Origin of the sequence: Heminiphilus faecis (assembly GCF_008728965.1) — a bacterium.
Taxonomy (GTDB): domain Bacteria; phylum Bacteroidota; class Bacteroidia; order Bacteroidales; family Muribaculaceae; genus Muribaculum; species Muribaculum faecis.
Genome location: NZ_VSMC01000027.1, coordinates 1 through 21666, shown reverse-complemented (window position 1 = coordinate 21666; position 21666 = coordinate 1). Strand labels below are relative to the sequence as shown.

17 protein-coding genes and 1 pseudogene are annotated in these 21666 nt (G+C 49.9%); 10 read left to right on the top strand and 8 right to left on the bottom strand.

Annotation, left to right across the window (positions count from 1 at the left end; translation table 11 throughout):
- Positions 1–10: 10 nt before the first annotated feature.
- From FW767_RS10860 to FW767_RS10825, 8 genes and pseudogenes are all read left to right on the top strand, one after another.
- Positions 11–1144: an aspartate aminotransferase family protein gene (locus FW767_RS10860; protein WP_121700023.1), complete on the top strand. Its 1134-nt coding sequence runs from the start codon at positions 11–13 to the stop codon at positions 1142–1144.
- Between the two features lie 6 nt (positions 1145–1150).
- Complete coding sequence (gene proC / locus FW767_RS10855) at positions 1151–1942, top strand: pyrroline-5-carboxylate reductase (protein WP_121700022.1); 792 nt, start codon at positions 1151–1153, stop codon at positions 1940–1942.
- A gap of 31 nt (positions 1943–1973) precedes the next feature.
- Positions 1974–2300, top strand: a pseudogene (ssb, locus tag FW767_RS10850) (single-stranded DNA-binding protein); the annotation flags it as partial.
- Positions 2301–2314: 14 nt separating this feature from the next.
- A complete protein-coding gene (lpxB, locus tag FW767_RS10845) occupies positions 2315–3448 on the top strand; it encodes a lipid-A-disaccharide synthase (RefSeq protein ID WP_121700020.1) in 1134 nt (377 codons plus the stop codon).
- A gap of 9 nt (positions 3449–3457) precedes the next feature.
- On the top strand, positions 3458–6322 hold the full coding sequence (locus tag FW767_RS10840) for a DUF4062 domain-containing protein (RefSeq protein ID WP_150980601.1): 2865 nt from the start codon (positions 3458–3460) through the stop codon (positions 6320–6322).
- Positions 6319–6870, top strand: a complete 552-nt coding sequence (locus FW767_RS10835; protein WP_121700018.1) for a beta-class carbonic anhydrase — start codon at positions 6319–6321, stop codon at positions 6868–6870. The genes FW767_RS10840 and FW767_RS10835 overlap by 4 nt, the downstream gene beginning before the upstream one ends.
- Before the next feature lie 49 nt (positions 6871–6919).
- Positions 6920–7465: a low molecular weight protein-tyrosine-phosphatase gene (locus tag FW767_RS10830; protein WP_121700017.1), complete on the top strand. Its 546-nt coding sequence runs from the start codon at positions 6920–6922 to the stop codon at positions 7463–7465.
- On the top strand, positions 7446–8822 hold the full coding sequence (locus FW767_RS10825) for an MATE family efflux transporter (protein ID WP_121700016.1): 1377 nt from the start codon (positions 7446–7448) through the stop codon (positions 8820–8822). Before FW767_RS10830 ends, FW767_RS10825 begins: the two co-directional genes overlap by 20 nt.
- Here FW767_RS10825 and FW767_RS10820 read toward each other — a convergent pair whose 3' ends face one another.
- From FW767_RS10820 to FW767_RS10800, 5 genes are all read right to left on the bottom strand, one after another.
- Positions 8823–10028, bottom strand: coding sequence for an L-serine ammonia-lyase (locus tag FW767_RS10820; protein ID WP_121700015.1), 1206 nt, complete (start codon positions 10026–10028; stop codon positions 8823–8825).
- Between the two features lie 115 nt (positions 10029–10143).
- Positions 10144–11286 carry a PepSY-associated TM helix domain-containing protein gene (locus tag FW767_RS10815; protein ID WP_121700014.1) on the bottom strand — a complete coding sequence of 381 codons (1143 nt, stop codon included), beginning with the start codon at positions 11284–11286 and terminating at the stop codon, positions 10144–10146.
- A gap of 8 nt (positions 11287–11294) precedes the next feature.
- Complete coding sequence (locus tag FW767_RS10810) at positions 11295–12698, bottom strand: DUF4374 domain-containing protein (RefSeq protein WP_235898111.1); 1404 nt, start codon at positions 12696–12698, stop codon at positions 11295–11297.
- Between the two features lie 20 nt (positions 12699–12718).
- A complete protein-coding gene (locus FW767_RS10805; RefSeq protein WP_121700013.1) occupies positions 12719–15097 on the bottom strand; it encodes a TonB-dependent receptor in 2379 nt (792 codons plus the stop codon).
- Positions 15098–15225: 128 nt separating this feature from the next.
- Positions 15226–16161: a LuxR C-terminal-related transcriptional regulator gene (locus FW767_RS10800; protein WP_121700012.1), complete on the bottom strand. Its 936-nt coding sequence runs from the start codon at positions 16159–16161 to the stop codon at positions 15226–15228.
- A 158-nt stretch (positions 16162–16319) separates the two neighbouring features.
- On the opposite strand from FW767_RS10800, the gene FW767_RS10795 reads away from it, so the two are divergent.
- A complete protein-coding gene (locus FW767_RS10795; RefSeq protein ID WP_121700011.1) occupies positions 16320–16943 on the top strand; it encodes a radical SAM protein in 624 nt (207 codons plus the stop codon).
- Positions 16944–16945: 2 nt separating this feature from the next.
- Positions 16946–18031: an energy transducer TonB gene (locus FW767_RS10790; protein WP_121700010.1), complete on the top strand. Its 1086-nt coding sequence runs from the start codon at positions 16946–16948 to the stop codon at positions 18029–18031.
- A gap of 46 nt (positions 18032–18077) precedes the next feature.
- Here FW767_RS10790 and FW767_RS10785 read toward each other — a convergent pair whose 3' ends face one another.
- From FW767_RS10785 to FW767_RS10775, 3 genes are all read right to left on the bottom strand, one after another.
- On the bottom strand, positions 18078–18572 hold the full coding sequence (locus FW767_RS10785) for a DUF6291 domain-containing protein (protein ID WP_121700009.1): 495 nt from the start codon (positions 18570–18572) through the stop codon (positions 18078–18080).
- Positions 18573–18766: 194 nt separating this feature from the next.
- Positions 18767–21247: a glycosyl hydrolase family 8 gene (locus tag FW767_RS10780; protein ID WP_121700008.1), complete on the bottom strand. Its 2481-nt coding sequence runs from the start codon at positions 21245–21247 to the stop codon at positions 18767–18769.
- A 156-nt stretch (positions 21248–21403) separates the two neighbouring features.
- The coding region (locus tag FW767_RS10775) for an IS30 family transposase (RefSeq protein WP_150980598.1) at positions 21404–21666 on the bottom strand (263 nt) is incomplete at its 5' end.

Genomic DNA, 21666 nt, shown 5'->3' with positions numbered 1-21666 from the left:
TTGTTTTGACATGAAATTATTTGACGTATATCCGCTTTTTGACATAGAGATTGTATCGGGCAAGGGCTGCCACGTATACGACAACAACGCCACCGAGTATCTTGACCTGTACGGAGGTCATGCCGTAATCTCTGTCGGGCATTCACATCCGGTAGTGGTTAAAGCCATCGACGAGCAGGCATCGCGGCTGATGTTTTACTCCAACTCGGTGATAAATCCGCTACAGAAGCGTCTTGCCGAAAAGCTCGGCAAAGTATCGGGATATGACGATTATCAGCTGTTTCTCGTAAACTCGGGCGCCGAAGCCAATGAGAATGCGCTCAAACTGGCATCGTTCCATACGGGCAAGTCACGCGTCATAGCTTTCGGAAAGTCGTTTCACGGTCGTACATCGGCTGCTGTCGAAGTGACCGACAACCCCAAGATAGTGTCGCCTATAAACGATAACGGCCACGTCACGTTCCTTTCGCTCGGCGACATCGAGGCCGTAGCCCACGAACTATCCAAAGGCGACGTATGTGCGGTAATAATAGAAGGCATTCAGGGCGTCGGCGGCATACGCATACCATCGGATGACTTCCTGCGTCTGCTGCGTGAGGAGTGCGACCGCTACGGAGCAGTGCTTATTCTTGACGAAATACAGTCGGGATACGGACGTACCGGACGTTTCTTCGCACATCAGTACTCCGGCATACGCCCCGACATCATCACGGTAGCCAAAGGCATAGCCAACGGCTTCCCTATGGGCGGAGTGCTCATAAGCCCCGAATTCACCCCAAGCTACGGACAGCTCGGTACGACTTTCGGCGGCAATCACCTTGCCTGCGCAACGGCGATAGCCGTACTTGACGTATTTGAAAACGAAGGTCTTGTCGACAATGCCGCTCTCGTAGGCTCTTACCTGCTGTCACAGCTTCAAGGACTCCCCGGCATAAAGGAAGTACGCGGACGCGGACTCATGATAGGCATCGAAATGGAATACCCTGCCAAAGAACTGCGCCGTCGCCTCATCGAAGAAGAGCATGTGTTTACAGGCGCAGCAGGCACCAATATCATAAGACTGCTGCCACCGCTCTGTCTGACGATAGCAGAAGCAGAGGAATTCATAACCCGTTTTACCCGTTTGTTGACCGAAAAGGTCTGATGTAAGATGAAGATAGCAATAATAGGAGGCGGCAACATGGGCGGGGCGATAGTGCGCGGACTTGCCGCCTCGACCGGCATCACACCTGCCGACATAGCACTGTCGAGCCCTCGTCAGAATACTGTCGATGCCTTGGCCGAAGAATGTCCGGGCATATCTACATTCACAGACAACAAAGCGGCTATAAAAGATGCAGAGGTCATAATACTTGCGGTAAAACCGTGGGTGCTTCCCTCCGTACTTGACGAGATAGCTCCTTACATAGCCTTCCGCAGCCAAAGTATAGTATCATTGGCAGCAGGCATATCACTTGACGACATGTCCGATATGTTGCGTCGCTACTCTACCGACCGTTCTCTGTTTCGCGTCATACCCAACACCGCCATGTCGGTAGGTGAAAGCATGACATTCGTGTGCCATAACGACGCCGGAGCAGAGTGCGTTGACAAAGTTGTCGGCATATTTGACCGGCTCGGCGCTACTGCAGTCATAGAAGAGCGTCTTATGGGCGCAGCGACCGCGTTGTGCTCGTGCGGCATAGCCTATGCCATGCGCTATGTAAGGGCGGCCACAGAAGGAGCCGTAGAACTCGGTCTATATCCTGACAAAGCACGCGAATACATACTTGCCACACTTAAGGGTGCGGTAGCATTGCTGGAAGCTACCGGCAACAACCCGGAGACGGAAATAGACAAAGTAACCACCCCCGGCGGCATCACCATAAAGGGTCTTAACACCATGGAGGCCCACGGCTTTACGACATCTGTGGTCGAGGGGCTCAAAGCCTCATGCCGATAATCGACCGAGTCAAACCGTTAAACTGAAGAATATGTCGGTAAACAAAGTGATTTTGATAGGAAACGTGGGTCAGGACCCGGAGATCAGATACAACGAGGGATCGCGTCCGGTAGCCTCGTTCTCGCTTGCCACAACCGAACGCGCCTATACCAATGCGGCTGGCACGCTAATTCCGGAGCGCACCGAATGGCACCGCATAGTCATGTGGGACAGGGCGGCGGAAACTGCCGAAAAATACATCCGCAAAGGCACCAAACTATATATCGAAGGACGGTTGCGCACACGCACTTGGGAGGACCGCAATACGATAAAACGCACCGTCACCGAGATATACGTCGATAATTTTGATATACTTTCACGCCCCGCACAATAATGAAGTACTTTATATCGGCAGGAGAGCCATCGGGCGACCTGCACGCATCGCAGCTCATACGAGAGATTGACATAGTTGATGACAAAGCCGAATTCGCCTTTCTCGGAGGCGACCTCATGGCACGTGAAGCACGATGTGAACCCGTCATTCACTACCGCGACATGGCTTTCATGGGTTTTAGCGAAGTGTTGCGTCATCTGCCGGAAGTACTGTCCAATCTCAAGCGAGCCAAAGCCGCATTGAAGGCATCGCGCCCCGATGCGCTCGTACTTGTCGACTACCCGAGTTTCAATCTCAAACTGGCCCAATACGCCGTATCGCTCGGCATACCCGTATACTACTACATATCACCTAAAGTATGGGCGTGGAAAGAGCATCGTGTGAAAGCCATAAAGCGCTATGTCAGAAAAGTATTCTGTATATTCCCGTTTGAAGTGGCGTTTTACCGCGACCGCCACGACTACGCTGTTGACTACGTAGGCAATCCATCCAAGGAAGAGGTGGAGCTGAAGCTTAAATCGATTGTATCGCGCGAAGAGTTTCTGAAGCGCCATAATCTGCCCGACAGACCGATCATAGCCATCGTGCCCGGCAGCCGCCGCAGCGAAATCAAGAACAATCTGATGATTATGGAGACAGCCGCCGCCCGTTTCCCCGACTATCAGCCGGTCATCGCCGCTGCTCCGGGCATAGACCTGAAGTATTATGGATACTACATAACCCCCGGAACACCCATAGTGCGCGATGCCACATTTGAGCTGATGCACTTTGCCGAAGCCGCCCTCGTCACGTCGGGCACAGCCACACTGGAGTGTGCGCTCCTCGACACTCCGCAGGTGGTATGCTACCGCGCCAACGGCGTCAAACTCTCCTACAAGATCATGGAGAAAATACTGAAAGTACCGTTTGTATCGCTACCCAACCTCATAGCCGACAAAGCCATAGTACCGGAAATGCTCGTACATCTGTGTACACCCGATGCCGTGGCCCGTGAACTCGGCGACATCCTGCACGGGCGTCCCGGCCACGACAATCAGCTCGAAGGCTACCGCCTCATGCGCGACATACTCGGCGACACACTCGCCGCTCCCACTACGGCACGCCTGCTGTACAGCGACCTTATCGACAAATAACATACACCGATGGCGGCATTCAGCAAACTGGACGAGGTCAAAGCGCTCAGTGACATCAGAGTGTTTGTATCGTCCACGTTTAACGACATGAACGAGGAGCGCGACTACCTCGCCCGTCAGATATTTCCCGCCGTGAAAGCATATGCCCGCCGGCGGACTCTGTCATTCCATGCCGTAGACCTGCGCTGGGGCATAACAAAGGAGGAGAGTGAGGCCCACGGCGTGGTCAAGGCCTGTTTCGACGAAATAGACCGTTCCAGTCCGTTTTTCATAGGCATAACAGGCAACCGCTACGGCTGGGCTCCCGCGGTAGAGGATTTCGGCAATGACTACAATGAGATTGCCGACCGTGCGTCGTGGATAGACGATGCGGTCAAAAAAGGCACAAGCATAACCGAAATGGAGTTTCTATACGGAGCTCTTGAGCGCCGGGACGAGAAAGTAAACGCTTGGTTCTACGTCAAGGACAATGGTGTATGCGATGACCGAGTGACGGCTCTCCGACAGAAACTTGACTCGCAGACTCACTTCCCGGTAAAAAGGTATCGCGACGTCGAAGAGTTGGGTGCCATGATCTATGATGACCTTGTAGCCCGCATCGACAGCCTGTTTCCAGAAACATACAGCGACCCGTACCACAACGAGCTACGACGCAACGAATACATTCTTGCCGACAATCTGGCAAAAATGGTGGACTTCGACCCGGAAGTCTACACGACTCTTAATAATTGGCTTAGGGACAACAACAGGCCGGCCGTCGCGGCAATATATGCACGTAACACTACAACCAACGGCAATACGACCTTCAACGTATGCGGCAAATCAATGCTGCTGTGCAGCTACGTATCCAAACTACGTGCGGGAGGGCGGCCCGCAGTGTACTTTGACATGGCCACATGCAATGCCGATGACGTCATAAACGAATGTCGCCGCTTTGTAGACCGACAATTATCCTCAACCAAATCGCCCGACCGGATTTTAGTGACCGTCGACAATGCCGACTTCGGGAACCAAGTAGAACACACGGCCTTTATCGATTACATCAACCTACTTTCGGCTACAAATAAAGTTCTCATTTCTACGAGATACGGAGAGACCATCATGAAGTTATCGGCGGAATGTATCACATGTCCCGAGCTGTCTGATAACTCTATAGACGCATTGATTGACCGCTATCTCGCCATGCACGGCAAGAAACTTAGCCCGTCGTTGAGAGAATTGTTGCCTCACGACCCTTCAAAACTCGACAAGCTGAAACTGCTTCTTGATCATCTGGTTCGTTTCGGCTCGTTTGACAAACTGGAAAACGAAGTCGAAACTTCGGGTAAATGCAACTTATTCTGGAAATTGGCAGCGGATGTCAGAGAAGAGCTAAGTGACCGATCACAAAGCTGGGAACCGATGTGGGTGCTAAATGCACTTGCCGTTGTAGGCGAAGCCGGATTGAGCGAGGATGAGATACTCTCGCTAACAAACATGAAACCACTGCGATGGGCCATGATACGTGAACGCATCTTGGAGTTGTGCCGACGACGAGGTAAACTCTATGTCATTGAAAATCTGCATGAGACAAGAACAATACTACGCGACCTGTACTACACCAATTTCCGCGACATGATTATCATGCGCATACTCACGTGGCTGAAAGACAATGACGTATCATTATCGCGACTTACCGTAATGCTTCTCAATCTTTATGACAATCACATAGGAGCCAATGAAAAAGAGTCCGATATTAAGGAGATAAAACAGGGACACATATCGTTTTATCTTGATGTGGATTTTGTCAACACCATGTCCCGGTCTGATCTGACATCAGGTTGGAGACGTTACCCGTGCCGTGACGCGAAGATGTCCGACGGCCCGACTACATGGACCGGCTTCAAGACCTCGCGACCACACACCGATGCCGAGATGGAGCAATACTACACAAAACTGTCGGAGACGGCCCGCACTCTTGACCGGATGGATGACTACAACTACTGCTATGAAAGGCTGAAAACCTACACCGCCGACATGACACCGGCCGAAACCGCTCTGCAGATAATTGACTGTCACATAGCCCGTAGAGAATTTCACAAGGCAAAAGGAGTGAAAGCATCGATAGTCTTCGACACCGTGGAGCAGCAGGCCACGGCAGGAGTGGCTATATCCCGTGAACTGTTCCGCCGGCTGTTCATCGAGGATATGCTTGATGAGCTCGACACGTTAAAAAACATTTTACCCGAAGTAGGCGAAGATAGTCGGCTCGGATATGAAATAAGGCTGCTTGATATCGAGCAGCGTCTTTTCAGTGCATATTTCAATCTTACCGGCAATGAATTGAACGAATACATCCGTAATGATATTTTGCCGGCACTCCAGCTTCTATTTGACAAACTACATAACCGAGGATGGCATGACGCCAATCTGTCCAAAGTGGCCCGGCTTATCGGTTTTGCAAACATGATTATAGGGCAATATGACTTTGGCATGCGCGGATGGCTTGACTCTTCCGTGGCATTCGCAATGAACATATCGGGAAAAAGCACGCCGGCTTTCGCTGAAGCCATGGTTATATACGGGCTTGGTTTTATGACCGTGGGCAATCCCGGCGGAAATGCCGACCTGCATGTACGCGACTCCACCCTCTCAGCTCACAAAGCCGACAGGCTATGCAACCCGTGGCTTGTAAACGCACTTTGCATATCCAAGAGAATGTCGCTCAACAAAGACTCTCACGAGCTGTTGGACAAAAAGCTCGACGAAATCACAGAACTGGTGCACGGACAGCCCGACCGCTATGGCCGGGAATTATTTGATGCAATAACTGATTACCACAGCAGCCGACAGCAAATAAAATTTAATATACTGACAAATGACATAACGCCATGATTGAAGAAATACTCAACTACAACAAAGAGTTTGTGGCCACTGAAGGCTACAAGAAGTTCATCACATCGAAGTATCCCGACAAGCGCATTGCCATAGTCACCTGCATGGATACCCGGCTTATCGAGCTGTTGCCGGCCGCCCTCGGCATAAAAAACGGCGACGTCAAAATCATCAAGAACGCCGGCGGCACGATAACCAATCCTTTCGACTCCACCATGCGATCGCTCTTGGTGGCCGTATATGAACTTGGAGTCAACGAAATCATGGTCATTGGCCATACCGGATGCGGCGTGCAAGGCATGAACTCGGAACATATGCTGCACCTCATGCGCGAGCGCGGTATAAGCGACGAACACATAACACTCATGCGTCACTGCGGCATAGACCTTGACAGCTGGCTCCACGGTTTCGAAAACTCAGAAGATGCCGTCCGCGAAACAGTCGATCTTATAGGCCGACATCCGCTTATGGCTGCCGACGTACGTGTAAGCGGTTACATGATGGACTCCGTGACCGGACAACTTTCTGCAGTCGCCGAAAGCCACTGATTGGAATAAAATCGCTACCTTTGCATTCTGTTAAAAACCGTAGTATAGAATGCAAAAACGTGACATAACCCCGGAAATCAGCAATATAGTAAAGCTCCTTAATGGCAAAAAGCCGAAGAAGGTGCTGTTTGTGTGTCTCGGCAACATATGCCGTTCACCGGCCGCACAGGGTGTCTTGCAGCACATAGTCGACACTCACGGAGCTTCAGCCGATTGGCATATAGACTCGGCGGGTACATACGGCGGTCACGCGGGTGACATGCCTGACAGACGTATGCGCATTCATGCACAGCGCCGCGGCTACAACCTCACTCACCGTTCGCGCCGAGTAAGAGAGAGCGACTTCGATGACTTCGACCTCATAATAGCTATGGATAAATCAAACGAGCGCAATATGCGCGACATGGCTCCGTCGGTTGAAGCCGAAGCAAAGATTGTGCCTATGACGGAGTTCGTCACCATGTCGACCCGATATGACCATATTCCCGATCCATATTATGAAGGAGCCGAAGGTTTCGAACTCGTACTTGATCTGCTCGAAAACGGATGTGCCAATCTATATGATGTGATGACCGATGGAAAAAACCAAAAGTGACATAACCGAACTTGCCACACGGCCCATAGGACGGCTACTGTGGGAATACAGTCTGCCGGCCATAGTGGGCATGGTAGTCATGTCGCTGTACAATGTCATCGACCGCATATTCATAGGACGCGGTGTCGGAGCCGAAGCCATCGCGGGACTTGCCATAACATTTCCGGTGATGAACGTAAGCGCGGCCATAGGTGTGCTTATCGGCGCCGGTGCCGCGGCAAGAGTGTCGATAATGCTCGGACAGCGCGACATGAGAGGGGCTGAACTTGTACTGGGCAACTCGCTTGTGCTCATAATATCCAATGCCATTGTATACCTTACGATATTCGCCGTATTTCTCGATGACATACTCATGGCTTTCGGAGCCTCGTCGGCCACACTGCCCTATGCCCATGACTTCATGGCCTATATACTGCCCGGCATGCTCATCATGAACATAATGTACAGCCTCAACAATATAATGCGTGCGTCAGGCTATCCCCGTCAGGCAATGATAACGATGTTTATCGGGGCCGGATGCAATGTCATACTCGCGCCCATATTCATATTTGCGCTCGACATGGGCATCAAGGGGGCAGCCATAGCCACCGACATATCCATGGCAGTAGGAGCCGCTTTTGTCATAGCCCATTTCTGCCGCCGCACGTCGACCGTAAGATTCACGCGCGGCATCTACGGCATAAAGTGGCATATCGTATGGGGTATAATAAGTATCGGAGCCGCACCGAGTATAGTCAACGTCACGTCATCGGCCATAAACGTCATCATCAACCGCACGCTCTACAACTACGGCGGCGACATAGCAGTGGGCGCCGTAGGCATATTCTCGACCTACACATCACTGCTGTGCATGATAGTTGTCGGACTCTGTCAGGGCGTACAGCCCATACTCGGCTACAATTACGGAGCGGGTCACATGACAAGACTGCGCAAGGCATTCTGGATGGCCGCAGTCATAGGCACATGCGTAACCAGCATAGGTGCATTTTTCAGCATATTCTTCCCCGACCTCATCGCTCGGGCGTTTACCGTTGACAGCGAACTTATAGCCGCCACCGCCAACGGACTCCACATATCCACCGTCATGTTCTGGGCAGTAGGGTTTCAGATAATCTCCACCACACTATTCCAGTCAATCGGCATGGCAGGTAAATCAATATTCCTAAGTCTTATACGTCAGGTCATATTCCTTATACCGCTTCTGCTCACACTGCCCAAGCACTTCGGTCTTAACGGCGTATGGGCCTCGTTCCCGTCATCGGACTTGGCAGCTACCGTGGTCACTCTCATCATGGTATTCTACCAGTTGCACAAATTGCGCCGGCACGTTCCGCCGCGTCCTGCATCATATCAATAATCACATAGGGCTATAGTCCTTGGCGAGACCGCCTTCGCCGGTCTCTTTATATAGTGACGGCAGGTCGTGACCGGTCTCTTTCATCACGGTGACCACCTTGTCAAACGACACACGGTGAGTACCGTCGGTAAAAGCCGAATATATGTTGGCATCCAACGCACGTGCGGCGGCATAGGCATTGCGCTCGATACACGGTATCTGAACAAGGCCGCATACAGGGTCGCAGGTCATGCCCAGATGATGTTCAAGGCCCATTTCAGCGGCATACTCTATCTGTGCGGGGCTACCTCCGAACAGTTGACTCGCCGCGGCCGAGGCCATAGAGCACGCCACTCCCACCTCTGCCTGACAGCCGGCCTCGGCGCCTGATATGGAGGCATTGTACTTCACTATATTGCCTATGAGTCCTGCGGTAGCCAAAGCACGCAGTATCTTCATGCGGCTGAACTCACGGCTCTCCTGAAGGTGATAAAGCACCGCCGGCACCACACCGCACGAGCCACATGTGGGTGCCGTGACAATACGGCCTCCCGATGCGTTGACCTCGCTAACGGCAAGCGCATAGGCAAATACCAGCCCGCGTGAACGCAGGTTGTCTTTATACCCTTTTGCCTTTATATAATATGTCGATGCCTTGCGCCGGAGATTAAGCGGCCCGGGCAACACTCCTTCTTCATCAAGTCCGAGTTCTACGGCTGCGCGCATGGTGTCCCAGACCTCGCTCAAGTAGTCCCATATGTCGGAACCCTCACACTGCAACACATACTCCCAGTAGCTCTTGCCAGTACGCTCACACCACTCAAGGATATCGCTGAGTTTATTCATCTCATACAGATCGGGGGTGTCGGTCGACGGCTTGCCCTCCTCGGCGAGAGTACCACCGCCGACACTGTATACCGTCCACTCCTCCATCAACACTCCATGTGCCGTAAAAGCACGAAATGTCATGCCATTAGGATGAAACGGAAGGAAAATACGCGGCTCCCACCTGATAGTGACAGGGGCCTTGCGTTCAAGAATATCAAGAATAGCCACATCGGTCATATGACCGCGGCCTGTGGCGGCAAGACTTCCGAAAAGAGTAACCTCAAACGCAGCCGCCTCCTGATTTCGGCCAAGAAATATCTCGGCCGCCTTACGCGGCCCCATCGTATGGCTGCTCGACGGCCCGTGGCCTATCTTGTAAAGCTCCTTTATTGACTTCATGGTTCAGTACGATTGATACACATTACAAAGATACAACAATTAACGGGCCGAAACAACCCGGCGGATCCTTCACTATATTTTCATCTGAAAAGGCGGATACAATCTATTTTTACATCTACTTGACGTGAGACTGTCGCAATCGCCTAATCCAGATATAATACCCGGTAAGCGGAAGGCTTGCGCCAAGCAATGCGCCTAGAAACCACAGAATCCGGGTGACTATGCCGCCAAGACTACCGGTATGTATTGAATAAATCCAACCGCGCAATCTGTCTGCCGGAGCAGAATCGGCATATTCGATGACAGGAGCAATCTCTCCCGAACAATGATTGAATCTGTAACAGTCTGATGCCTGACTATTGCCAAGCGTGCCGAGTGTAACGGTGGCCGTACCGTGCCCGACCGTTATTTTTGCCGCATCGTGATTTTGGGTCTTCAACTCATCATAAACCCATTGCCAACGGCTGAACTCCGAACTCCCGTCGCCTTCTCCGCGGCGTGTTATGTCATGCGTACCGCCTTCCGAATTATCTTTATTGCCTTTTCCCGTGTTGCCTAACTTCCGGGGGGCGTGCTCCACTCCGCAAACGGCATAGAAAGCCGTACGATACCAACTGAATGACCAAGTCAGTCCGGTAAGCGACATGACAAGGAGAATTACCAAAGCGTATATTCCTCCGGCCACATGAAATCCTGTCCAAAGGCCTCGCCACCCATTTTTGAATGAAATGGAGAGACTGCGGGTTAAATTTTTTCTCGCACGAGGCCACCATATGATGACCCCCGTAATCAGTGCCACGACAAACGCCAATGTGGATATGCCTACAAGCATCTTGCCTGCTTTCAGACCGTCACCGTGGGGATTGGCACTGTCCAAAAGCCATCGATGAAGCCGAAACATGACAGTAAAAAAGCCCAAACGCTCGTATTTGCCGGTTATCCGGCCGGAATACGGGTCGATGAAAACCGATGCCTTGCGCGGCTTGGAAAGATTGACCTGATATGTACGGTCCTTATCATCAAATACAGTGACACCGGTTATGGAAACCGAGTCGGGCAAAGTAGCCTTAACGGTTTCCATAAGTACATTCATGTCCATAAGCTCACCCTCCGGCGATGCCACATAATACGCTTCGCTTTTCAGGCTTCGGGTTATTTCAGGCTCGAATACGAGCATGGCACCGGAAAAGCAGATCAGAGTTATTATTATACCGAACGGTACCGAGAGCCAAAGATGAATTTTACGAAACAATTTCATGCGTCATGTCATTTTTTCACTTCCATATAACCGAATCCGGTGATGTCGGTGGCCTTATCCACCGTCAATCCCCGGGATGCCTGCGCAGTGGTTGTTGCTATTTTATATATGGCAGGATCGCCATCGGTGACATTGACTGATACGTACACATAGCCGTCTTTTGCAAAGACGGTTTTGCCGATTGAGGAGACGGTTGAAGGGAGTCCGCTCACAAAGGTAAGCTTTTTTGCCTCAGCATCAAATATGGCAAAGTCTGTGGCTACAAAATTTTTCTCGGTAAACGGACGGTCATACATCAACATCAGGAAGCGGCTGCCGCCTGCCGGCCAACAGCGCATGAAAGAACGCCCCTCCGACTGCTCCTCAATATTACAATAATATGAATCAAACTGCGATGAACCGGCAGGAATCCGGCAAACGCCCGCGGGCAAAACGGTTTTCTGGCGTGAATCGGTCATGGTTTTGGCATAAGAGGGTGAGAATACGTAGATGTCGCCGTTATCGGCTGCCCATATGGTCTGATAATACTGCGACTTGAAACGTCCGCATGGATAGCTTATTCTGTCGGTCTTGGCAAACGTAGGGTCTGTAAGGGTCTCGTCATTGAATATCGCCACCCGGCACTCGTCGGGATACTGTGTCCACTGAAGCTCGCCTTTTTTATAGCTGCTGCTGTTGGAACCTCCATCGGCCGTCTTGACAAGATCCTCATAACCGGGACGAATCCATTTACCGTTTTCGACAGCCGCTCCGTACTGGCTCAGCCCCATGGGGATGGCTCCCGAGAAAATCCGGTCGCCACTCTTTTCAAGACCTGCGAGAGTCACATATTCACCGTTGTCGAAGTAATTTTCCACGGAATATGCTCCGGTTGATGTGTCGTTCTGCCTTGATGTTTCAGCATCAACATCAAGGTAAGAGACGAGGAGAGTTTTTGGCAGATACCCGTTGCCGTCAGCCTGCGAGGCGGGAGCACTGCCCGTCGAGGTGGTTATAATCAAATCCTTGTATATGCCATAAGAGGTAAAACGACTAATCTTGTACTCCATCTCGCGCGGCGCTACATCCCCGTCGCTATTAAGAAGATAGCTTCTTGTCGTGCCGGCATTGCCCTGATTATAGGTAAGTGCATAAAGATAATTGCCGGGATGAAACACCCATTGGCTCGCTCCGTCGTTGAGCAGTCCGGTATTATTGCCTACAGAGATATGCCCTTCATCGAGCGACTCCGCCGTCAACAATATATTGGTCGTACCTTTAGAATCTGTCACTGTGGCTGCAATGACAAATTTGCCGTTTGTCTCCTCGGGTTTGGTTTCATCACTGAGTTCTTCGTTATCGGAACATCCCGACAATATCACTGCCGGCAATGCAAGCGTACACATGGCACGCATAAAAAGATGATTATTCATTTTATTATGATTTATTGTTATTAGTTTCCGAAATATACGCGTACCTTGCCGTAGAAAGCACGCCCCGCTTTTTGAAGACTGAAATTGTCGTAGAGCCTTGCATCGGTAAGGTTACGGCACTCAAAAGAGATATTGTATCGTCCCTGCTTGATGCCATAGCTTATTGTGATGTTATGGGCAAGCTGATCCGGCACCATATAATCATCGCTGTTACTTCCCAGATTTGAAGAGTAATAGCAGAAACTATGTGTATAGCGGTTGTCGTAAGTCACTGTCAGGGTGTTGTCCTTGCGGCCGAACCCAATCCAGTAGAAATTCACGTCCGAGTCAGCAAACATATATGGTCGGTTTGGCATGCGCTCCCCGTATGACACATTGGCGGTCGAGCCGTTCATAGCAGCACGCATATTGTCGCGGATATTCATCTGCGTAAAGTTGCCCCCTACGCTAAGCCATTTCGAGAAAGCGTAACGTGCCGACACGCTGAACCCGTCGGTCTTAACTTTTCCGTAGTTTACATACGATGCCGCGAATTTACCTCCGCTCAACGACATGATGTTTCGCTGTATATAATCGCGGGTATCACGGTATATCAATCCTGCTTCGACATAAATTACATTACTTCCGAATGTGGCGTTATAGCTGAGATTCATATTTACGTTATGGCCTGATTCCGGCTTTAGAGCCATGTCACCGTTCTCCAGATCTTCGTCACCGAACATTTCTTCTATTGTGGGCATACGCAACGCCTTTTCGCAAGACGCTTTGAGCTGTATCCCGAAGGGCATGAAGAATGTACATGCCGCGCCGTAGCCCCAGTAATTGACCGACCGTGAAGTCCGTTCATAATTATCCTGCGCCGATGATGTGGCCATCGGGCCTGACACATATTGGAGATACTGCTTGCCAAAAACGGTGAAGTTCAGTTTTGAATTCGGCATGTAGCGGTAAGACAGCCCTATTACATTCTTGTGTGTCACCTTAGGTACAGCATCCTTTGTCGCGGGCTTCGTCAGCAGGCTTTCATTTGACCTGCTGAAAGAATTGAACACATCATTCAGGGTAAACATATGGTTTTCTCCAATCCTGTAGTTGGAAGTAAATGCGGCCGACCAGTTATTGTTATGCGCCTTGGAGTTCTGATATGACTGTTCTCCGGGAGAATTGAGCCGCACGGTTTCACCTCTCCAGTTATACTTTACCGACGCGGTATCGACATTCACTGTCACATTTCTGTTGTAATTGGCATTGAATGAAACATCCAGCCCCCTGACAAACAGGTTATGCTTATAATACTCGACCGAGGGCATCAGGTTATGGCCGTGACGGTGCTTTTGGCCATAGACAATCTCTTGCCGGACTCCGGTCTGTATCTCCTTATACATGCGGGAATACGTAAATCCCACCAGCAGACGGTCGGCCCAAGGCTTGTTCACAAATCCGAGTTTGACTACCACAGCCTCGTTGTGGTACGTATCGTTGAATCTGCGCACATGCTCCATCTTTTTGCGGTTTATAGCTCCGGTCGCGAAATCCTCCACGGGAGAATCTATCCAATAATCATTATCAGAATAATTCTGAAACGCGTTTATCTCATATTTGAAGCCGCTGCTCAATGTCTGACCGACATTTATATATGATTTATGAGTATTAAATGAACCGTAGGAATAAGAGGCATCCACAAACCATTTTCTTCTGCGCTTAGGCGTAACAATATTGATTATTCCACCAATCGCATCAGCCCCAAAACCAACAGGAACAACTCCGCGATAAACCTCTATACGTTCTGCAAAATTTACGGGAATATTGTTTATACCGAAAGAATCGCCCACGCCCTCCTGCGGAACACCGTCAATAAAAACTTTTATATGTTTTCCGCTGAAGCCATCCATTGTGATTGCCATATCCGAACCGACGCCGCCACTCTCTCGTATTTTTATTCCCGGAACTTTATCAAGGGCATCGCCGAGGGTTTTGGTTGTATTGATTAAATCCTGTGTATTCACCGCCACAGCGTTGTATGCCGAATTTTTCACTCTACTGACCGAACTGCCCACTACGACCACTTCAGTCAGCTGTGTCGCCGACTTCAATTTAACGTTCAGTTTTATTCTGCAGTCAGCCGGAATATTTACCTTTTGTTCAGTTTTTTCGAATCCGACAGAAGAAAACACAATAATATAATTACCTGCCGGAACTTTAATACGGTATATTCCGCGCTCATCAGTCGAACATGAATATTCCGTGCCTTTCAGATACACGGTAGCACAATCGATTATTTCCCCATCAGAAGAGGTTACCTTTCCGTAGACCGTACCCGCAGACTTTGCCTGAGAAGCGGAAAGGCTTATTGAAGTCAATACAAACAGAGTATGCAACAGCAGTCGTTTATAAGTCATTATTTTCTTTTTTTAGAATGAAATCGGCTGCAAAATTACCTCACTCTGAATTAGCCCGCAATACCCAAAAATCGGACTTATCCGCCTGCCTCCGATATACTACTTATAGGAGTATATCGGTATGTCGGTTACTTTAGCTCTATATCCTTCGGATTGACAATACCGTGAAGTATGGCAAATATTGTGAGTGCCGCAGTGGAGTGGATGTTCAGCTTGGCACTTATGTTTTTACGATATGTCGTTATCGTATGAAAAGACAGAGAAAGCCTGTCGGCAATCTCTTTATTGGCAAGGCCATGGGCTACCAAACGTATTATATCTTTCTCTCTTTGGCTTAATTCCCGATTACCGGATGCGATGTTCTGTTGACTCATATTTGTCGTGTAGACATCTTTTTCAAGCGCTTCCACTGCCGGAACAAGTATCAGATTCTCGATCTCACAGTGCGACACCAAATCCTCGCCACAAGCTGAGATATTAAACAACGCACGATTCAGCATTCTTGTATTTGGCATTGCATAGTGTTGCAGAAATATATCTTTCAACTCATTGAGTTTAGACACAACCGACTCATGCTTTGAGGCAAAATCAGATATTTTGAAATTCTTTGCAACATTTCCTTTCAGCAGTTCTTCAATATAAGGAAACACTATACGATCCTCATAATCCATATGGCGATGCACCTCGTCGGCATATTCATCAAAAAATCTGATTATGCGGACTGCCACTTCATCAAGTCTTTGCTGATGGACGGCACTTACAAGAGTATCGCGTATATCCGGCAAACGGAAATCCAATATATAGGAGTGAGCCTCTCTTAAATAAGACAACAAGGTCGGTAGTTCAATTTCATTTATAGAGAAACGTCTGCCACTAATAAGATTCGCAATAGCGAGAAAGGTAGAACAATCAATCTCTTTTTCCTCACACATCTCACATACAGTTCTCTCTCCGAATCCAAAAGGGATATGAAAACGATTGAGGACCAACAACAATTGAGTATTGTCCTCAACCAAATCTCTGACTTTATCGGTTGCCTGATATCTTATAGATGACTTTATCATAATGTCGCCGCTTTTTTGTGAACTGCGCTGCAAAATTACTCTAAAAACACCAATACCGCCATACCTAAAAATAGGTAGCACGGATAATCGGATTTTGGGATTCTCATATTTTCATGCTATATTTGTTTTCGATAACATAACCGATAATCTCTCCTATCATGCCTACTGAAAAAGCAAAAATTATAGGTATATCGCGTCACCGACTGTCAACCGACGGCGATGGAGTGACTACACTCGTGGCTTTTCACGGCTGCCCTCTGCGTTGCCGCCATTGCCTCAATCCCCATTCGCTCGACGGAGGAGATATGTTCAGGGAGTACACCACGGAGGAGCTGTATGACACAGTGGTCATCGACGAACTGTATTTCCTCGCGACAAACGGCGGTGTCACCTTCGGCGGCGGAGAACCGGCCATGCGTCCCGGCTTCATAAAAGAGTTCCGAGAATTATGCGGCTCCGAATGGAGGATTACAATCGAGACCTCGCTCAACGTACCGGCAGCCAACATCGATGCATTGCTGGCTGTAGCAGACGAGCTGATAGTCGATATCAAGGACATGAACCCTGACATATACCGCCACTACACCGGACGCGAAAACACACTTGTCATCGACAACCTCCGGCTGATAGCAGGCCATGGACGGCAGAATGACTGCCTGATACGTCTGCCCCTAATACCCGACCACAATAACGACGCTGACCGGACAGCGAGCCGCAAGGAACTTGAAGCGCTCGGATTCACCCGATTCGATCTGTTTAACTACATAATACGCCGACACTGACTATGGAAAAAGGTAAACGTACATGCCGGATACTAAAGGATATCCGCCGGCAGATAGCCGAAGCCAACGACATCGAGTTTATAACCTCGGAATGCCGCTACAAGGGCGATTGCTTCGGCACATGCCCTAAATGCGAAGCGGAAGTGTTCTATCTTGAGCAGCAACTACAGGCCCGTCGGCTGTCGGGCAAAGTCGTGGTGCTGGCCGGACTGTCAGCGGGCATAATAGCCTTGAGCGGATGCGGCACAGACAAGACGTCGGCCTCCTCCGAAACACGACTGCAGGGAGAACCTCCCGAAATGGTAGAAGACTCCACAAGCACTATAGCAGACCGTAGCCAATGCGAAGCCGACACTCAGGCCGTGACCGAAAAAGGAAAAAACATAGAACCGGTAAAGGTTGAAGACCTCGCCATTGTAGGCATGGTGTACGTGCCTGCATCATTCCCGGGTGGAGACGATAAATTGAACGAATGGCTCCATTCACATCTGCAATACCCTGAAGAAGCTCTGCCCGACAGTATCGAAGGAGTGGTAAAAGTATCATTTACGGTAAACGAAAACGGCAGCGTCAGCAATGCCTCGATTGTAAAAGGCTTACATCCTGCTCTTGATAAAGAGGCCATAAGGGTTGTCGAGTCTCTGCCCGCTTTCAAACCATGTACATTTGATGACATACCGAACATCGAACCGGGAAAGGAGGTGACGGTAACATTTAAGATGCCTGAAAACGCAGTGATCCGTGACAGTGTGCCGCCGAATAAGAATGCAGTATTCGGTGCCATGGAACAAATGCCGATTTTCCCGGGCGGAGATGCCAAGCTTATGGAATGGGTAAAATCGCATATGCAATATCCCGAAGAGGCTCTCCAAGACAGCATTGAAGGGCGTGTGGTAGTGCAATTCGTCGTTAAAGCAGACGGCAGCATCGACAATATCGATGTAGTCCGCAGCAAGCATCCGGCGCTCGATGCAGAAGCCATCCGCGTCACCAAGACACTACCCAATTTCAAACCAATACATGGAAAAACCGTGGAGTACAGATACCTCTTGCCCATTATATTCAAGCTACCGCGCCAAGAAGAATAGCCCGAAGCAGCGTGTTATAGGTATGGGCGCCGTGGTACCGGAGCCCCTAACTTCCAGAAGGATGTAGATGGTGTTGCGGCGACGGCTCATAGGAGACGGAGTAGCCGTCGAGGTGTCGTTCAAGATATTCTTTATAAATAAAAAGCGGAATGCGGTCGACACCGTTGGCTGTCAACAACGAGGATAAGTGATCTATCTCGGCCTTGATATCACAGTGGATGAGATTGTAGCGCTTGGCAAGGAGACGCATATACTTGCGGTCCTGCTTGACAAGGCAACCGGCCTCGATGGTGACGGGTGCACACTGCATTTCAGCCTTGGCCTCACGGCGACGGCGCTGATAAGATGCGGCTTTGGCGCGACGGTCAATGACAGGTTTGAGCAAATTGAACACGCATTGTGCTATCGGATGCAGGTCTGTTGACTCGGTGCCTGTGGTCTGATACTCCTTGATGGCGTTGACGAGAGGTTGCTGCAGTTCTGCGGGGAGCATGGCTATGGACTCGCTCCATGCCTTGTCAAATTTCGGTGTACGTTTCATAATATGTGAAATCGGTTTAATGGTTGTTTCCCGCAAAGATAATATGGCAGAACGCCGTTTTTATGTACAATCGGGCGTTAACATTTCACATACAACAAAAATGACCTACAAATCAAGACGTTGCAGGCCATTTTGTCGTAACTTTTTTAGTGCGGCACTTTAGGTGATGACGCTCACCTTATGATAATGTCATTTTATCGTGGGGTGATGACGCGGTAATTGCCGCTCAGGTGCATGAATGCGAAGAGGCGCAGAAGTCCATCGTAATAGGCGTCGAAGTAGCCGTCTTCGTAAGGCTCGTGACGCGCATCCCAGAATCGGGTTACAAACTCACGGCCGATCATGTCGGTTGACACAAGCGATGCCGCCGCCGATGTTGCGACCAATCCAAGAGAATGACGCAGAGTGCGATAGCCTCCTGCGTCAAGCACGCGCTCCACATCGCTGCCGTCAACATTATATTGATCCTTAAAGTCATCTATACCACGGCTGTATAGAAAGTTCTGCAACCGATTGGCATAATCGCGTTGCCACTCGCCGTCGGCACATGACCATGAATAATCAAGGGCAATATTCATAGGCACCCGCCAAGAATCAAAACGAAATGCATCGCCCACTATACCCTTGCGCCCCGTAAGAGAGCCGTCATAATTGCTATAATCAGGCGTCAATCCGGTGACGGGATGCACACACGCATGCAAGTACTCGCGACTGCGCTTGGCACAATCCGACCAGAAACCGCTGCGACCGTCGTCAAGATACCGGGCCCACACTTCATAAAACGCAGGTACATGATAGGACGGATCGGTAAATGTACCGCCATAATTATCAGGAGTGAAAGTTATGAGTCTGTGTTCCAGATTTATTAACGGAGCCGCATGTGTCTTACCCACTTTCAGCATTGACTGGTCGACTATACGCTGTGCTTCGGCCAGATAATTTATGCCGGTGTCATTTCCCCAGCGATTGGACGCGAATATCAGCGATGTTATAAAATACAATTCTCCATCGGAAGCCGCTCCATATGAGTTTGGCTTACCGTCAATGCTGCAACTCCACGCAAAATAACCCTCGCGTTCACCGCTCTGATGCTGCATATAACGTCGGCTCCAGCGCCACAAACGGTCAAATACATCTTTTTTATCAAGCTGAACGGCCACCATCATGCCATAAGACATGCCCTCGGTACGCACATCACGGTTCTTGATGTCGCTTATGTAGGCCATACTGTCGCCTACTTCAAAATATATCTTATCCGGACCGTGAAACAACGAGTTATAAATCTCTTCGAGGCGTTGTGATATCTCTGCCTCGCTGTAACCCGCCTCGGAAAACAGATTGCGGTACGTGCCGCTCTCAAAAGCTCCCGCTTCCCACGGCAACGCATCAAAACCGATCCAGTCAACCTCAACGCCTTTACCGCCGGCAAGGCGGACAAACAGGTCACCAACTCCCTGCGGAGAGGCGGTAACCGGCATTGTAACATCGGTCCACCGGCCACTGCGTGGCAACGTCATACGGGCAATAAGGCTATCGGAGTCCATGCCGCCGGCATATACCTCAAGAGTTCCGCCCGAAGGCGACTTAACACGTGCAGTGACATGAGTCACCGGACGGTCGCCAAAATCCACACGGTCATATCGCACCCAAGCGCCACGGCGCGACAACACTGTCTTCCATCCTTTAAAGCGGTCGGAACGGTCAAGGAAGTCGATAGCGGCATGCTTAGGCGATATGTCGCTGTAACGGTCTATATGTATGCGACGGCGTGCATCGCTCACTCCTACGCCTCGCAGTGTCGGAGTCACCTTACGTATTGTGCCGTCGTCATTGAAAGCCAAAGTGTCAATACGTACCGAGCGATTTTTGTCAAAATCGGGCGAATAGTCGTTGTGATGATAGAAAAGGTACCACTGGCCGCGCCACTCCACTATGGAGTGGTGATTGGTCCAACAGCCGTCGGGCCACTGGTCCATAATCAAGCCTTTAAACTCAAACGGGCCAAGAGGAGAATCGCCCATAGCGTAAGCCAATGTCTCGGTTTTGTCCTGTACCCATGGAAATGTGAAATAATACTTGCCGTCGCGCTTGAATACGAATGGCCCCTCCTTAAAACCTTCGGGCAGTCCTTCGAAAAGTACAGGCTCGGAAGCCAGTGCCATCATGTCATCGGCAAGACGTGCACCGCGCAACCCCATACCGGCCCAGTATATGTAGCTTGCTCCGTCGTCATCGACAAGTACGCAAGGGTCAATGCCATCAATGCCGTCTATAGGCTTAGGCATGGGCATGAACGGTCCTTCCGGACTGCCCGATACGGCCACACCTACTTTAAAACCACGCTCTCCTCCCTTAGGTGCAGCGGGAAAATAAAAATAATATCTGTCGCCCTTACGCACACATTCGGGCGCCCACATCGTATAAGAACCGGCATCTACCCACGGTACACGCTCCTGACTGACAATAACACCATGGTCGGTCCAGTCACATAGATTGTCGGAAGAAAAAACATGGTAATCGGCCATACAGAACCACTCTTTGAGTTTCTCGGTAGCACCGGGTATGTCATGCGACGGGTAAAGGTACATACGGTCATTGAAAACACGTGCCGTAGGGTCGGCCGAGAACTGATCGCGGATTACCGGATTCTGTGCCGGAACTGAGAATGACGCCATCGTTAAGGACAGCAACAGGATTGCATTGCGTAATGACATTTCAGGGTATGGTTATGAGGTTATATTAATAAAATACAAAGTTAAAATTTCCTGCAATAAATACGAAATTTTAACCCTACTTATAAAAAACTGTAGAGTCAACAAGCAAGTGCAAAATTAAGTCAATAGTTTGAAGAACTCAATACGAGGCGCTGAGAAACCTAATTTTTCTCGCGGTCTTCTGTTGATTTTGGCTTGTATTCTGTCAAGTTCTGCCTGTTCGACATCACGGAAGTCGGTGCCTTTTGGGAAATATTGCCTCAACAGCTTGTTTGCGTTTTCAACCGCGCCTTTTTGTCCTGAGCAGAACGGGTCGGCAAAATAGACCGAGGCTCCGATTCGTCGTGCCAGCCATTGATGATTCATGAATTCACTTCCGT